The following is a 17,057-nucleotide window of genomic DNA, read 5'->3' on the forward strand; positions in this document are numbered from 1 at the left end:
ATTTGGGTGCAAGCCCAGGAATTCGACTGCTTTTCTGAGTGGTATGTATGCCATCCGCTAAAGATCACACTATTTGTTAGCGTATGTCAATAATTGTTAGAAAAATTGGTACTGTGCGTTAACCTCAACAAAATTAAACAGTTGTTTGGGTTTATGGTAGATGTTTAAATTATATCAAATCCTCTCTTCATTGGAATTATTAAACTCTCTCTTCTCGAACTTCGCGTCATAAGCGCCTTCGCGGTTAAATCATTCCGATACAACCGGAATCGATATTACTCGTTTTACTGGTTGCTCGGCATAGCCCATGGGTGACAACTTAAACCGAAGTTCCCCTTCGAGGGTAACTTCACCCTTGATCCCTGTTGAATTGTTTACTGTATCCTAGAATACAATTAGTCCTCACCTTAAAAAAAATATACATATATTAACAAAGTAAATGTCAGGTAGCCTGGATGTTTGCAGCTTATTGACAATAGATTTGAATGCCCCCCGATAGCCCAAACGGTACAGCCCTTACCCTACAAGTCTTAGTTTGAAGCATTTTGATAAGCAAATCAGGATGCCCTTGCCAAGCCTTCCTTATTGATAGCCACATCCGAAAACATTTACTTATAAGTTAAATTTAATAATTGTTTTAGAATTACTGCGAGAGTACGGTAGACTTAATTATCAAGCCAAACAAAGGTGGGGATCGCAACCAGCGTAGCTCACACAACAGGGCTGACCCCAAGATCGATTTAATCAAAACAGTCAAATCAGTAGGGAGAGTCCAAAGACTTATGCTAACAATAAATCTTTGACTCCGTACTGCTAACCTGCGCTCAAAAGAGTTCGCTAAACCCCAATTAGCAAACACCAAAAAAGCGCCTTGATAAACTTCAGTGATGTCGTTACAGAAGATTATGGATTGCAGCGAGGCTAGGCTATGACAAAATTTTCCGAGAATTTTTCCAGACGTAAATTTATCGTCACCGCAGGTGCATCTGCTGTCAGTTCAATATTACTCAAAGGCTGTCTGGGAAATCCCCCCGAACCTGGTGCTAGTGCTGGTGGTGAGGCCGATGGTGGCACAGGAGCAACTCCACTGGCAACATCACCCGTTGCTGTTGCCAACGAGAAAAGAGTCGAAGGAATTGAAAGCACTAAGATCACCTTGGGATACATCCCGATCGTCGAAGCAGCACCTTTAATTATTGCCAAAGAAAAAGGCTTTTTTGCCAAGTATGGCATGACGGATGTCGTAGTTGCAAAACAAGCCAACTGGGGTTCGGCCAGAGACAACGTAGAAATCGGATCGGCAGGCGGTGGGATTGACGGCGGCCAGTGGCAAATGCCCATGCCTTATCTAATTAGTAAAGGTCTGATTACTAAAAACAGCGTCCAAATCCCAATGTATGTTCTGGCGCAGTTAAACACTCAGGGAAATGGCATTGCGATCGCGGGCAAACACCAAGGCAAAGGCCTGGGACTTAAACTAGATCAAGCGGCCCAAAACTACATCAAAGATCTTGCCAAAGCAGGCACCCCCTTCAAAGCAGCCTACACTTTCCCCAAAGTCAACCAAGACTTATGGATTAGGTACTGGCTGGCTGCTAACGGCATCAATCCCGATACAGATGTCAGCTTGCTGACAGTACCAGCCGCCCAAACTGTGGCCAACATGAAAACCGGAAGCATGGACGGTTTCAGTACAGGCGACCCCTGGCCCCTGCGCATTGTCAAAGAAAACATCGGCTTCATGTCAGCCCTGACTGCCGAAATCTGGAAAGGCCACCCAGAGGAATATCTAGCAATTCGGGGCGACTGGGTAGACAAACACCCGAAAGCCACCGCAGCCTTGTTAGCAGGACTAATCGAAGCACAGCAGTGGTGCGACAAGCCCGAACATCGAGCCGAATTGGTGTCAATTGTGTCTGGAAAAAGCTTCTTTGACGTATCTCCAGCAATTTTGACTCCTCCTTATGAAGGCAAGTACACTATGGGCGATGCCAAACCAGACATCAATGAATTTAAGATGAGTCCGCTGTACTGGAAAGACGACATCGGCAACGTTTCTTATCCCTACGCAAGTCATGATTTGTGGTTTTTAACCGAAAGTGTTCGCTGGGGTTTCTTGCCGACAAAAACTTTGTCACAAAAGAAAGAAATTATTGGTAAAGTCAACCGTGGCGATTTATGGAAAGCAGCAGCAAAATTAGCAGGAGTTCCTGATGCTGAAATTCCCAAAAATACGTCTCGTGGCATTGAAAAGTTCTTTGACGGGAAAGAATTTAACCCAGAAAATCCCGAAGAATATCTCAAGAGTTTAGCAATTAAAAAAGTGTGATGGGGTAACAGCTTCCCATAATGAAAGTTGAGAAACTTTAGTTTTGCAAACAAATAGCACGAACATAGGAGATTAGGAGCATGGCTGTAAGCACAAATCGCAAAGGCGGAGTCGATGTCCAAGGAGCATTTGGCGAATTTTGGAAAAAGAATTCCCAAAATTTATTGCCACCAATCCTAGGAGTAATTGGATTTCTGTTTGTTTGGCAATTCTTGTCTAGCACGGGAATTATCAAGTTGCCGGGACCGACTAGCGTTTGGACTGATGAACGGACTCGCGTCTTGTTGATGTATCCTTTCATGAACTCCAAAACCTACGGAGTCGGTTTGTTTTGGCAGACATTGGCTAGTTTGGAACGGGTGGCAAAAGGCTACACTCTAGCAGCTCTTGTGGGAATTAGCCTGGGAGTTGTGGTAGGGACAAATCCTTTTTTAAATAAGGCTTTAGATCCGATTTTCCAGTTTTTGCGGATGGTGGCTCCTTTGGCTTGGGTACCGATCGCCCTGGCTGCATTACAACAAAACGAACCTGCTGCTTTGTTCGTGATTTTTATTACTTCAGTTTGGCCGATTTTAATTAACACAACAGAAGGTGTCCGCCAAATTCCCGACGATTACAATAACGTGGCGAAAGTGCTGCAACTTACTCGGAAAGAGTATTACTTGAATATCTTATTTCCGTCGGCACTTCCCTACATTTTCACTGGATTGAGAATTGCGATCGGTTTGGCTTGGCTGGCGATTATTGCTGCGGAAATTGTGATGTCGGGGATTACGGGTATTGGTTTCTTTATTTGGAATGCTTACCAACAAAACTACATCAGCGAAATTTTGTTAGCCGTAGTCTACATCGGGGCTGTTGGTTTATTGCTCGATCGCCTGATGGCTTGGTTGCAGCAAAAAATTGCTCCTAGCCAAGGAAAGTAGTTTTAAGTTACTTCTTTGGGACAGGAAGAATTAGAATTATTTAACAGCGAAGACTTGTTAAAGAAGCGGTGGCTAAGGGCTAGGACACAGGGGAGCAGAAAAATCTGAAATGGATAAAATTCCCCTTGATTAAGGGGAATTTAGGAGTATCTAGACTAGAATAAAAGCAACATCTATCGAAATAACCAACCTCGCAAAAAAGGCAAGAAAATCATGTCTGTTTTGATTGCAGTAGAACAACTCCAAAAAGTTTTTAATCTCTCAGACGGTGGCACCTATGTTGCACTCAAAGGCATCGATCTGGAGATTAAAAAAGGCGAATTTATTTCCTTAATTGGACACTCTGGCTGTGGGAAATCTACGCTGCTTAATATGGTGGCTGGTTTGGATTTGCCTACAGAAGGGCTGGTGACGATCGAAGGACAAAGAATCACTAAACCTGGCCCCGATCGCATGGTAGTCTTCCAAAACTATTCGCTCCTACCTTGGCGAACAGTCAGGGAAAACATTACCCTAGCCGTAGACTCGGTGATGAACGGCTTACCGAAAGCCGAACGCCTAGAAATCATCCAAAAACACATTGATATGGTGGGGTTGACTCCCCACGCCGATAAACAGCCCGCATTGCTTTCTGGGGGACAAAAACAGCGCGTGGCGATCGCCCGTGCCCTCGCCCTGCGTCCTAAACTGTTACTCTTAGACGAACCCTTCGGCGCCCTCGACGCCTTAACTCGCGGCAACTTGCAAGAAAAGTTGATGGAAATTTGCCAAGAGTATGAAATCAGCGCCCTGATGGTGACTCACGATGTGGATGAGGCGGTATTGCTGAGCGATCGCATCGTCATGCTCACCAACGGCCCAGAATCGAAGATTGGCGGGATTTTGGAAGTAGACATCCCCCGCCCCCGCAAGCGGATGGAAGTAGTCTCACACCCCAGCTACTACGCTCTACGCAGCGAAATGATTTACTTCCTCAACCAGCAAAAACGGGTGAAAAAACTGCGGGCGCGGAAAGTACCGGCGATCGCCCGTCATGGACTGGAAAAAATCAACCTGGAACTGGGCTTCGTCCCCCTCGCAGCGTGCGCTCCCCTAGCCGTCGCCAAAGAAAAAGGCTTTTTTGCCAAGCACGGCCTCGATGAAGTCCACCTGGTGCGCGAAACAAGCTGGCGCGGCATCGTAGACGGCATCGCCGCAGGTTACTTAGACGCAGCCCAAATGCCCTCTGGTATGGCAATATGGTTGAGCTTGGGGGGCCACCAAGAAAAGCCGATACCGACGGTGACAGCCCTCACCATGAGCCGCAACGGTAACGGAATTACCCTCGCCAAGCGGTTTTACGACCAAGGGATCTACACCCTGGCAGACTTTAAGCAAATGCTGCACAGAACCCCGGCGCAAACTCACCGCATGGCGATCGTCCACCCTTCTTCCATGCACAACCTGCTGCTACGCTACTGGCTGGCTTCCGGCGGCATTGACCCCGACCATGATGTCTTGCTCAAAAACATCCCTCCAGCTCAAATGATCGTGGACTTACAAGGCGGCACCATTGACGGTTTCTGCGTCGGCGAACCTTGGAACTTGCGGGCCTCGATGGAAGGAGTCGGCTTTACCGTGGCGACAGATTTGGAACTGTGGCCAGGACACCCCGCCAAAATTCTGGGGGTGCGGGAAGACTGGGCTAATGCTTATCCCAACACTCACATTGCTCTAGTCAAAGCTTTGCTGGAAGCTTCTCAGTATTGTGCCGCTCCAGCTAACGCTGCTGAGGTGTCGGAAATTGTCGCGGGACGGGAGTATGTCGCCACCGACAAAAATTACATCCAACTAGGCGATCCCAAATCTAATGCTTGTAACCTCGACAGTCCGATGCGGGAATACGCCCACCATTTGTTCTGCGGAGATGGGGTGAACCGTCCCAGCCGTACTGAACAACTGTGGCACATGGTACAGATGGCGCGCTGGGGCGATACTGTGTTTCCCCGCAACTGGGTGGAAATTCTGGAACGGGTTGTCAGAGTTGGTACTTTCAGCACGGCGGCGAGAGAGTTGGGAATGTCCGATATTACTTACACTCGCGGTTCTCTTCCCTTGTTTGATGGCTTGGTGTTTAATGCTGACGATCCAATCGGCTACCTCAATAGTCTGAAAATTAAACGCGATTTCACGATGGCTGAGGTGATACTCGATTCCGGCCGCAGAGCAGCTTAGAGCGGTTTTCAGTTACATAAAAATAGAGTAATTGCTAATTGTTATTTGTTAGTTAGTAATTCCCTATTTATGACCTGTGTTACATCAGTTAAATCCGTTGCCGAACTTCCGTCGCCCATCACCCACTAACAAATTCCCAAGCCATGATTAACACCACGAAAAACAATACCGAAACCAAAACTTTAAACAAGAAAGGGAACGATCGCCGTCAGCCTTTTTTGTCGATCCAAAATGTTTACAAATCCTATCCAAACGGTTACAGAGCTTTAGAAAATGTCAACCTGAATGTAGCTGAGGGAGAGTTTATTACCCTGATTGGACACTCCGGTTGTGGTAAGTCAACTCTGTTAAACATGGTGTCGGGTTTTAGCACTCCCAGTCAGGGTAGCGTGACGATTAACGGGGAGAAAATTACTAAGCCTGGACCCGATCGCATGGTGGTGTTTCAGGGTTATGCTTTGCTACCTTGGCGAACGGTGTTTGAAAATGTTTATCTAGCTGTTAATGCTGTATTTCCCAATAAGTCCAAGGTGGAAAAAAATGCGATCGTCAAAGACCATTTGGCGATGGTGGGATTGACAGAAGCTGCGGAAAAAAGACCGCCGCAAATTTCGGGGGGGATGAAGCAGCGGGTTTCCATCGCCCGCGCTTTGGCCATTCGCCCGAAAGTGCTGATTTTAGATGAACCTTTTGGTGCTTTGGATGCAATTACTAAGGAGGAATTGCAGGAAGAGTTGCTGAAAATTTGGAACGATCACCGTTGTACGGTGTTGATGATTACTCACGATATTGATGAAGCGCTGTTTTTAGCCGATCGCCTGGTGATGATGACCAATGGCCCATCGGCTACCATTGGGGAAGTTTTGGAGATTCCGTTTCCGCGTCCGCGCGATCGGGTACAAATTATGGAAGATCCAGAATACTACAATTTGCGGAACTACGCTCTAGATTTCTTGTTCCGCCGCTTTGCTCACGATCACGATGCTTAGTCGATCGAGTAATAGTCATGAACAATGGGACATATTGAACAACTTAAGCTTCCGCAATATTCCCCTGAAAATAGGGAATATTGCTGAAACTTAACTATTGGTGAGAAATTTTTTCTAACCATCCGGATCTTTTTCTCAACTTTTTACGTCTACCTGTCGAGAGACCTAATTGCCTAGCTGTTCGTAAGCTGGCATGAACTGAGCTACCTTTGATTAAGGGTGGGCTCTTTTTTTATGTTATTGGGTATTTTTGCTAAATTGATGGTGTGTGCATTCCACCATTTTAACTGGCACATTGCGGGTCATTGATTCCTGTTTGATGGATTAGTCAAGGTTGCGGGTAGTTAGAAACTGGGTTTGTCAGCGAATCTATACACTACAACCTGTATTTTCGTAAACAACCCGGTTGTTTCGGCAAAGTAAGTAATTCCATCCTGACACTTGAATTCCTAAAATATTCCAGTTGATTAAAACGGATACAAATCCGCAGGCTGCGATCGCAATTAAAGAGTTGCAGGTTTTTTGCAAGCTGCAACTACCATCAATCTTATCTCCTGAAATTATGCTTAGGAAGACTTAATATTCATATTAATAGGTAAGCGAATAGTAAAAGTAGAACCAACCCCCACTTTACTTTCCAAGGAAATACTACCACCCATCATGTGACAAAAACGCTGACTGATTGCTAGTCCTAAACCCGTGCCTCCATACTTGCGCGTAGTAGAAGCATCTGCTTGGGTAAAGGGTTGAAAAACTCGCTGCAATTGGTCTGAGTCCATGCCAATTCCGGTATCAGTACAATTAAACACCAAAAATTCTCTATGTGCCAATGATGAGAGAGAATTATGCTCAGACTCATCAGAGTTTTCTGGTATTTCGTGGCTGAGTTCCTGCGCCTGACTTTCGCGAGTTGCGGTGAGGGTAATTATGCCGTTATGAGTGAATTTAGCAGCATTGCTCAGCAAATTTAATAGTATTTGTCGGACTTTAGTAATATCGGAGTGCATAGTGCCGATATTGGTAATTTTGCTCAAGTCTAGGGTATTGCCATTTTTCTCAGTTAGGGAGAAAGCGGTAGACGCTACGTCTTTAATTAAATCTGCGATATCGAAGGTTTCTAAATAAAGATCCATGCGACCAGCTTCTATTTTAGAAATATCGAGAATATCATTAATTAAAGATAGCAAGTGTCTTCCAGAATTGCGAATTTTTTCCAAATCTGGGAGGAGTTCATCGTAACCTAATTCTTCGGTTTCTTCTTGGAGAATTTCGCTGTAGCCGATGATCGCATTCAGCGGTGTTCGCAGTTCGTGGCTCATGTTTGCTAAAAATGCGCTTTTGGCGGTGGAAGCCTCTTCGGCGGCTTCTAGAGCTCTTTGGAGGGCAGATTCAAAGACTTTGCGATCGCTAATATCCTCGATGCTACCTTCATAGTAAAGAGGCACACCATCGGCATCGTAAACCGCACGGGCACTTTCGGAAATCCAGATTATACTGCCATCGGCGCGGTAAACCTGAGACTCAAATCCCGAAACTTCGCCGCATAGATCGATCGCCTGCACCAACTTATCCCGGCGTTTAGGATCGACATAAACCTGCTGTCGAATATCTGTCAAATTCGATGTCAGTTCCTCTGGGGACGAATAGCCGTAGATTTTGGCAAAAGCCGGATTCACACTCAAAAAACGCCCTTCAGGAGTTGTTTGAAAAATCCCCTCCACTGCATTTTCAAAGATGCTACGGTATTTTTGTTCTGCTTGACGTAGAGCTATTTGTGTGCGTTCGCGCTCGCTAGCTTCCATAGCCAAGGACACTAAATCTGCCAAGGAAGCCGAGAAATTTTGTGCTTCCACCGTCCAGTTACGAAAAGTTTCCACTTGTTCTAGAGAGATTACTCCTACAGTTTGTCCACCGAGTCTAATCGGTGCATCTAAAGTGGAAGTAGCGCCTGTTTCTACAAAATAAGATGCGACAAATTCTCTGGTTCTGGTATCTGAAAGAGCATCGTCCGCGGCAATCGTTCGGTCTTCTTCCAAAGCTTGAAAATAAGCCGGATAATCGGCTGCTAAAATTTCTTCCCCTGCGAAATGCCTACCGCTACTGCGCTCAAATTGGTCAAAGCATAGCAATTTCGATCTACTGTCATCGTAGAGCCAAATACCCGCTCTTTCTGTTTCTAGGGTATGAGCGGCTGCTTCAGTAATTTCCTTCAAAGCTACTTTTAAATTCCCTCGGTAAAGGGCTTTATTTCTGGCTAATTCTAATAAAACAGTATTTTGCTTGCTCAACTGTTTTTGCCTTTCCCGCTGTGCTAATTCGGCTCGTTTGTATTCCGTAACGTCGCGGGCTACCCAAATTACAGACTCTTCAGAAAGCGGAGAAATGCTCGCCGCCAAACAAACTTCACGACCGCGCAGGTTTAAAGTGTATTCAATACTGACGGTTTGTTTGGTATCTAAAGCCGAGCGAATGCAGTCAAGAAAGCGATCGGCTGTTGTGGGCGGGAACATTTCGCTGATGGTTTTGCCTACTAATTCTTGAGCTGGTGCGTACAGTAGGGATAGATTGGTAGGCACAATTTTTAAGTAGCGGCCGCTAGCATCCACAACTACAATTAATTCGGTCATGGCTGCCAACAACGCTCGCAGTTCTGCTTCTGCTGATTTGAGTTCGGCAGTTCGTTCTGCTACTCGGCTTTCTAAATGGGAATTGGTTTCCTCTAAAGTAGCAAAGGAAGAGCGCAACTGTCTTGCCATTTGATTGAAAGATTGAGCTAAAAGTCCGAGTTCGTTAACGCCTTTGACTTCGACTTCTCGTTCTAGTCCCGAAGAGGTAAAATCTGCTGACTTGGACATTTTTGTTAAATCTTTGGAAGCTTTCAGCAATCGGCGAATCGGTTCGGCTACCCAGCTATATGTGAAAATACCTAAGACGATCGCCACAAGGAAGGCAAAACAGCACAATAAAATAGTTGTGCGAATATTGGTGTTAATTTGCTCTATAAAGTCTGCTTCGGGAATAGCGACCACAATCAGCAAATCCAGCCCGCGTTCGTCTTGCAGGGGAACCACCGTAATGAATTGCCGCGAACCGTCCATATCGAAGGTGAACTGTCCTTGGCTGCGAATTTGGGCAAAACTGCCAAAAATTGATTGTAAATGTCTGGCGGCCGATCGCATGAGTAAATTTTTACTTTCCGTAGCCAACAGCCGTTTTTGTCCGTCTTTGGTGGTGACAAAGGGTAATTCCTCTGTCGAACTGGCGACTATTTCGCCACTACGTTCGATCGCAAACACCTGTCCCGACTTACTGATTTTGATAGTTTTGAGAAAATCGCTGATTTGAGAAAGAGTGACATCAACTGCTAGTACCCCCCGCAGGTTTCCGGTTTTGGTGTAGATGGGGACTGCGGGCGTAATGCCTAATACTGGCGGGGCCGCAAACACGTAGATGGGAGACCAGGTGGGTTTTTTTGACTGTTTGGCGTTTGTATACCAAGGTCTTGTACGGGTCTCATAGGTTATGGTTTCGACTAACTGAGTGCGATTTCCCTGGCTGTCTAGACGATAAATTTGGCGATCGCCCCCCGTTGATTTATCTTTAATATAGGTAAAATTTTCTGGTCCTCTCTTGACCAAGAGAAATCTACCACTTTCGTCGCCGTAATAAATGGTTCTAGCGCGATCGCTAATTTTAGTCTGGTTCCAAAAATAGCGCTCTAAGTTAGGGAAGTTATCGGGATCTAAGTTTCCAGAGGCGATCGCGCTAGCATTAATTTCCAGAAACAGGTAAGCTGCATCCCCAAAACTGCGGAAATTTTCCCTAGTCCGGGCTGCTACTTCCAAGCTTAACCTACTAGCTAGGTCATTGACAGATTTCTGACCGTTGCGAAAAGACAGCCATCCAGTCACACCTACCGCTACAGACATTTGCACCACCAGCGGTATCAACAATACAAGACTCAGTGACATTTTCGGCGGGCTTTTCATCAGGCTAGAACCCAGGGTTTTCAATAACATCAATATTTTGGCAGATCCCGAATTTGCGTATTTTGCTTATTTTGTATATTCCCTAGACCTAAGCTACCACTAATCTTGACCTTTTCTCGACTGCCGGGAAGAAATTTTAGCAAATCGGTTCCTCCAACAATCTGTAGCTCCTTCTCATTAAACATACAATCCGACCGTTCTTAGATACAGCAATTATTCAATAACTCCGGTATCTGACTCTGGTTTTTTTTAGGTGCGTTTACTTACGGCTGCTCTGTGATTGTTAATTAATTTGACTTACGGGGGAAAATGTAAGTAATTTAACAATCTTTTGCGAGGAAGTTTGCTATTCATAAAATAGACCTCTGCCATAATTATTCTATAACAAGCACCGCCTGCCTGTTCTTGACTCTCCTTGTAGGAAATGTCTCATAGATTGGCAAAAAACACCCAATAATCGGTAACTATTTAAGCATCTACCGGAAATAGCCGATAGCCAAACAAAAAAATCAGCACTTTGTGCGATCGACATTTTTGTCAAACAATACTTTAGGAGGATGGTATGAACTATACATTTGAAATCCTGGGTGTATCTCCAACTTTATTTTTTTTCAACCAACAGCAAGAATTATTACAACAGCAGCATTCTGCCGGTGTAGAATACTTGGGAAATCGCAAATGTACCCTAGATTCCTTTGTCGCATCAGTAGAAACCGTTTCGCCCCACCGAGGCTGGGATGTAGATAGAGTCGTAGACAGCGTGATTAGCTTCTGGATGAACAACTCCGAAAGCATCAATTATTGGAAATGCCGATTGCAGGATGCAGGTAGCGAAAACTTGTTAGTCGCTAGAGTGGGCGATATCAAATCCTTGCAAGCTGCATTTGAATCGTTGCTAAGTCAATAGGAAAATGGGAAATTGGTAAAAAGGCGATCGACAATAGCTAAAATCAACTCAACAATCTCTTGCCAATTTCCCATTCCCCAATCCTATGTCTCGCTCCAAAGCCCTACAATCTTACATTTTTGTCCGCTTGCTCCTAGCACCGCTCATGTTGTGGACCATCACCACAGCCGTGTTTTTGCTGCTGCGAGCCACTCCGGGAGACCCCATCGATGCCATTCTCGGCTCGCGAGCACCCGCCGCAGCCAAAGCAGCAATGCGAACCCAACTAGGTCTCGACGCACCCCTATGGCAACAATATCTTAAATATATTAAAGACTTATTCAGCCTAAATTTGGGAACATCCATCACCACTCGCGGACAAACCGTGTGGCAAATTATCACAGACAATTTCCCCGCCACGGTGGAATTAGCAGTTTGCAGCATGGCCGTAGCCTTAATAATCGGCATCAGTATCGGTTCCTTAGCAGCATCCCGCCCCAACACTATTTTCGATGTCGCAGGCCGTTTATTTGGCATCATCACTTACTCCCTACCCGCCTTTTGGGCCGGCATGGTATTGCAATTAATTTTCTCGGTACAGTTAGGTTGGTTTCCCTTGGGAACTCGTTTTCCGGTGACATTAACAGCGCCCGAAGGTTACACCGGACTTTATACCATAGATAGCCTGTTGAGTGCTAACTTCGGTCAATTTCTGATATCTTTGCATCATTTAGCACTGCCAAGTTTGACCTTGGGCATTCTTTTAAGCGGCATTTTCGAGCGCATTGTCAGAGTGAATCTCAAGCAAACCTTACAAGCAGATTATGTAGAAGCAGCTAGAGCTAGAGGCATTCCCGAATTGCAGATTTTATGGAGTCACGCTCTCAAAAATGCTCTGATTCCAGTAATTACAGTTTTGGGCTTAACTTTTGCTGCACTGTTGGGTGGTGCGATTTTAACAGAAGTGACTTTTTCTTGGCCTGGGTTGGCAAATCGACTTTATGAGGCAATTAGTTTGCGGGATTATCCAACTGTACAAGGAATCGTGGTATTTTTTGCGGGAATAGTCGTGGTTGCTAGCATTGTCATTGATATTTTGAATGCCTACATTGACCCGCGAATTCGTTACTAAAACTGCCTAAAGAAGAGTAAGATTAAGGGAACCGCGAAGGCGCGAAGAACGCGAAGGCAGAACCGTCCTCAGCCCCCCCAACGGAGGAAAGAAGAAGATGCAGTTGTTGCTTCGTCCTCTTCGTGTCTTCGCGGTTTAATCATTTCGATGGAACCGGAATCGATGTGAATCCCTTTTTAGGATGAGGACAATTTGTAGTTTGTGGGCAATACTAGAAAAACACTTCCATACTAATACCAGAGGAAACCCTGATGAGATTACTACCAACAATAGCAGTCCTATCTGCCACCTTCACTCCACTAATGCTGGCAGAAGTCGCTTTCAGCCTTCCCATGCCCAGAACAACGGACTTTCCGACAACCTCGAACCCCCAGGTAAACGTACCAGTTTGCTATATCGAAACTTCAAACGGCACAACTTTTGATTTAGCCAGTTTGTGTGGGAGAAATACTACTCCCGCAGTGACAAATAACCCTAATACCACTACTACTAACCCCAACGCAGCCAATCCACCTAATCCCAACCCCAATGGTATTACCAGAGATGCAGCCGGCACTCCCATAACTACTCCTGCGGGTACAAATCCCAATAATCCCAATAATCTCAATAATCCCAATAATCCCAATAATCTCAATAATCCCAATAATCCCAATAATCTCAATCCTGGAACTTCTCCCAACACCAATCCCAATAATCTCAATCCTGGAACTTCTCCCAATATCAATCCCAATAATCTCAATCCTGGAACTTCTCCCAATATCAATCCCAATAATCTCAATCCTGGAACTTCTCCCAATATCAATCCCAATAATCTCAATCCTGGAACTTCTCCCAACACCAATCCCAATAATCTCAATCCCGGAACTTCTCCCAATATCAATCCCAATAATCTCAATCCTGGAAGTGGGCCCAATATCAATCCCAATAATCTCAATCCTGGAACTTCTCCCAATATCAATCCCAATAATCTCAATCCTGGAACTTCTCCCAATATCAATCCCAATAATCTCAATCCTGGAAGTGGGCCCTACATAATTCCCAATTAAGTAGGGCCCACTTAATTAAACGTAAAATATGGATGACAGAAAAGCTGACTGCATAAGTCTTCTTCCTTCTTCCTTCTTCCTTCTACTTAACAATCTGTCTCCTAACGGTGGCAGTGGCAACGGCACTGGTAGTTTTTGATTTGTCCTAATTAAGTTAAACTAGGAGATGAAAGTGGCGATCGCACTTGAGGACATCTCATGTCAAACTTAGTTCAACGCTTAGAAATCACCGCCCATCCCCAACTAGAAAAATCCCTCGGCTATCGCGGAGATGCCCGCTGGGTAGCTTGGCGGTGGGAACCAGAAATCGACCAACTTATTTGCAGCGATGGCAAAATAGTCTCCACGGGGAACAATCTGGCTTGGCTGGTATTTTTGCAACACGACTTAGTGCAGCCTGTCCTAGAAGATTATAACCTCGGTAAGGGCGATCGCCATTCGCTGCTGTTAGACAGAACCAGTAGAAACCTCTACATTGGCCAAGGGACAGAAATTCAAAATTTACTAGAACAGCCCGAAAGTTTAGCATTGTTGACTTGTCTCGATCGTAACACCAAAGGCGATTCCCTGCGGGATAGCTTCGCTTCACGCAAATTTGGCGAAACATGGCAACAACAGCTAACTAAAGCTACAAAATCCGACCAATTTCGCCACCTCATAAATCTAATTCCCGTCAGTATTGTAGCAACTTTAATCGGTGCTTTAGCCGTAGGCACTGGAATGTGGGTAATCCCAACAGCCCAGCAGAAACTAGCCCAAAAAAATCCTCCAACTTCCCCAGTAAACTTTGAAGCCAACTGCTATCTTGGCAATTCCTACAAATTTTCATCCCATGTCGGTGCCGTAACCGGGAACAAAGAACTACACTTAATAGCCGCTTACGAAGCTACCTCCCCCCAAGACAATGGCAATCCCTCCAAAAATGCCATTGAAGTCAAAGTACAACGCAAAAATAAACCAATAATTCTCGCACTTTCAGCCTACGAACCGATTAACTGGAAACTCACCATCGAAGCCGGTGCTGTCATTGAAAAAATCATTGTCAACGGATACGAAAAGCAAACCATTACAGGAGTTAGCGGAATTCCCATCGAAGAATATAGCTACAAAGGAAATGGAAAAAGCCTCAGCGAAGGTGACTTCATGTACCAGTGGGAATCCACTACCGATAGTAGCAATAGCCCCTCAATCGTCACCAAATTAGAACAAATAAGTCAAACAAATTTAACTTCTTTTCAAGGATGTTATAGAGGTACGAGTTTTCAGATTAAATGAAGGTTAAAAGTATCCCTAGACACAGACATCAACAGATTAAAAGCATCCCCCTCAAACCCCAAAACCCGCCCTGGTGGGTTTTTTTGATTAATAATTAAATTAATTAAGTTTTTTATGATATAATCTGCCGTGGTATAAATCAAATTAACTCTTTGTGGAACAAGCCCGAAAGCCTGTTCAGGAAAACGATCCAAGATGCGAGTATAATCTTATCTTAATTAATATGAAATACTGGTACGAAACCCTAGCTGTAGCCCAGCGGATTTTAATTGAACTATTACGGCGAAAACGCAGCTTAATCCTGTGGATTATCTTCCCAGTTTCGATTTTACTAATTAACGGAGCGATTTTACAAGAACGCGCCCAGCTAACAACAGCAAAAGCCTTTGAAAGTGCAGCACCTGCAAGCTTAGTAGGGGCCGCCTTATTTTTTAGCTGTCTCGGCGGAAGCGTCGCCACAGTCGTAGCAGAGCGAGAACAACATACACTCAAACGATTATTTATTTCGCCCCTGAGTGGGATTTCCTACTTTTTAGGAATTTTTCTAGCTCACAGTGCGATCGGCATCGGTCAAGTAATTCTAGTATATACCATCGCCTCTTGTTTAGGAGCACAATTTCAAGGCTCTCTCTTATTAGGAAGTGCGATTATTATCCTCAGTATTATATCTTATGTCGGAGTCGGCTTCATTCTCGGAACCCAATTCGCGAGGCGCACAGAAGATGTCAACTCCCTAGTCGCAGCTTTCGGAGTCCCATTATTGATTTTAGGAGGAGCATTTTTACCCACAGCACTGTTTCCCAAAAGCCTGCTCGAACTTGCCAAATACAACCCGATTTACCACATGAACGAAGCACTAATGCAAGTTTGGGCCAACGGCAAAAATATAAATGACATTTCCGAACACTTCTGGTTTTTACTCATATTCTCTATAGCCATGATAGCAGGTGGATGGCTTTCTTACCACAGAATGCTAAAAATAGAAAAAAGACTATAGAACCACCTCACTCTTCTCCCCCTCTGCGCCCTCTGCGCCCTCTGCGGTAAAAAAAATCCAAAAAATCATCAACCATCCAACCACTATTATACAAAAAACTACGGAGAACTCAAGCAGTGCTGCAAATCAAAAAACTCAACAAATCCTACGGCGAACGCTCAGTGCTGCGAGATTTGACACTGCACATACAAGCCGGAGAAATCTACGGTTTGCTCGGACAAAACGGAGCCGGAAAAACCACCACTATCAATATTTTATGCAACTTGCTAAATCCAGACAGTGGTCAAATCACCCTCAATGGCGAACCAGTTTCCGACTCAACAAAAACCTTAATCGGTGTAGCCCCCCAAGAGAATCTGCTATACAAAAGCCTGAGTTGTGAAGAAAACCTCAACTTTTTTGCTCAAATTTATGGGATGAATCGCCAACAGCGTTCTTCTCAAGTAGAAAAATGTTTAAAAGCAGTAAACTTAACAGATAGAGCCAAAAGTCCAGTCGAAACTTTGAGTGGGGGAATGCAGCGCCGATTGAATATTGCCGTGGCTTTGGTGCACCAACCCAAATTAGTAATTTTGGATGAACCGACAACAGGTTTGGATATTGAAGCCCGCTATGAAATTTGGGATTTAATTCAACAATTACAATCCCAGGGAATTACGATTTTGCTGACAACCCACTTGTTGGATGAAGCGGAACGTCTGTGTCAAAAAATCGGGATTTTAAAGAGTGGGAATATTGTCGCCGAAGGTAGCTTGGAAGAGTTGCAAAAACTGATTCCGGCTCAAGAAATTATTGTGGTGAAAACTCAACAAGAAGCTGAAGTCATCGCTAGGGCCGAAAAATACAATTTCATTCCCCGGCGTTACGGTAGCGATTTGGCTTTTTGGCTACCGGAAGCTTTAGAATTAAAAGAGATTATTTTGCGGTTTGATGGGATTTCCATTGATTCAATCGCGCGGTATCCGGTGCGGTTAGAACATATCTATGTCGAGGTGACAAAACAAACTGTATATTAACATTTTCTCGCCACCCACGCACCATCCCAGAAACCGGGTTTTTACGAGCAAAAAAACCCGGTTTCTCGCCACCCACGCACCATCCCAGAAACCGGGTTTTTACGATTTTTTCCGACAGTAACTAAGTCTCTCAAAAAAACCCGGTTTCTCGCCACCCACGCACCATCCCAGAAACCGGGTTTTTACGATTTTTTCCGACAGTAACTAAGTCTCTCAAAAAAACCCGGTTTCTCGCCACCCACGCACCATCCCAGAAAC

11 protein-coding genes are annotated in these 17,057 nt (G+C 44.8%); 10 read left to right on the forward strand and 1 reads right to left on the reverse strand.

Features of this window, described 5'->3' with window-relative positions; all coding sequences use genetic code 11:
• Positions 1-928: 928 nt before the first annotated feature.
• From AAFP14_RS16415 to AAFP14_RS16430, 4 genes are all read left to right on the forward strand, one after another.
• Positions 929-2,329 carry a CmpA/NrtA family ABC transporter substrate-binding protein gene (locus tag AAFP14_RS16415; protein ID WP_341733314.1) on the forward strand — a complete coding sequence of 467 codons (1,401 nt, stop codon included), beginning with the start codon at positions 929-931 and terminating at the stop codon, positions 2,327-2,329.
• A gap of 80 nt (positions 2,330-2,409) precedes the next feature.
• Complete coding sequence (gene ntrB / locus AAFP14_RS16420) at positions 2,410-3,255, forward strand: nitrate ABC transporter permease (RefSeq protein WP_341733315.1); 846 nt, start codon at positions 2,410-2,412, stop codon at positions 3,253-3,255.
• A 213-nt stretch (positions 3,256-3,468) separates the two neighbouring features.
• The gene (locus AAFP14_RS16425; RefSeq protein WP_341733316.1) at positions 3,469-5,469 is read left to right on the forward strand and encodes an ABC transporter ATP-binding/substrate-binding protein; all 2,001 of its coding nucleotides are present in this window, start codon (positions 3,469-3,471) and stop codon (positions 5,467-5,469) included.
• Positions 5,470-5,612: 143 nt separating this feature from the next.
• Positions 5,613-6,458 carry a nitrate ABC transporter ATP-binding protein gene (locus AAFP14_RS16430; protein ID WP_341733317.1) on the forward strand — a complete coding sequence of 282 codons (846 nt, stop codon included), beginning with the start codon at positions 5,613-5,615 and terminating at the stop codon, positions 6,456-6,458.
• Positions 6,459-7,024: 566 nt separating this feature from the next.
• Here AAFP14_RS16430 and AAFP14_RS16435 read toward each other — a convergent pair.
• Complete coding sequence (locus AAFP14_RS16435; RefSeq protein ID WP_341733318.1) at positions 7,025-10,429, reverse strand: PAS domain S-box protein; 3,405 nt, start codon at positions 10,427-10,429, stop codon at positions 7,025-7,027.
• Positions 10,430-11,009: 580 nt separating this feature from the next.
• Between AAFP14_RS16435 and AAFP14_RS16440 the strand changes: the two genes are divergently transcribed.
• The 6 genes from AAFP14_RS16440 (at position 11,010) to AAFP14_RS16465 (ending at position 16,799) form a co-directional block, all read left to right on the forward strand.
• On the forward strand, positions 11,010-11,354 hold the full coding sequence (locus AAFP14_RS16440) for a hypothetical protein (protein ID WP_341733319.1): 345 nt from the start codon (positions 11,010-11,012) through the stop codon (positions 11,352-11,354).
• Between the two features lie 85 nt (positions 11,355-11,439).
• On the forward strand, positions 11,440-12,465 hold the full coding sequence (locus AAFP14_RS16445) for an ABC transporter permease (RefSeq protein WP_341733320.1): 1,026 nt from the start codon (positions 11,440-11,442) through the stop codon (positions 12,463-12,465).
• Positions 12,466-12,716: 251 nt separating this feature from the next.
• Positions 12,717-13,511: a hypothetical protein gene (locus tag AAFP14_RS16450; RefSeq protein WP_341733321.1), complete on the forward strand. Its 795-nt coding sequence runs from the start codon at positions 12,717-12,719 to the stop codon at positions 13,509-13,511.
• Between the two features lie 198 nt (positions 13,512-13,709).
• Complete coding sequence (locus tag AAFP14_RS16455) at positions 13,710-14,786, forward strand: hypothetical protein (RefSeq protein ID WP_341733322.1); 1,077 nt, start codon at positions 13,710-13,712, stop codon at positions 14,784-14,786.
• Positions 14,787-15,009: 223 nt separating this feature from the next.
• Entirely contained in the window at positions 15,010-15,783 is a 774-nt protein-coding gene (locus tag AAFP14_RS16460) for an ABC transporter permease (RefSeq protein WP_341733323.1), read from the forward strand.
• 116 nt (positions 15,784-15,899) lie between these two features.
• Positions 15,900-16,799 carry an ABC transporter ATP-binding protein gene (locus tag AAFP14_RS16465; protein WP_341733324.1) on the forward strand — a complete coding sequence of 300 codons (900 nt, stop codon included), beginning with the start codon at positions 15,900-15,902 and terminating at the stop codon, positions 16,797-16,799.
• Positions 16,800-17,057 lie beyond the last annotated feature (258 nt).

This window comes from Microcoleus sp. EPA2 (assembly GCA_020882975.1).
Taxonomy (GTDB): domain Bacteria; phylum Cyanobacteriota; class Cyanobacteriia; order Cyanobacteriales; family Microcoleaceae; genus Microcoleus.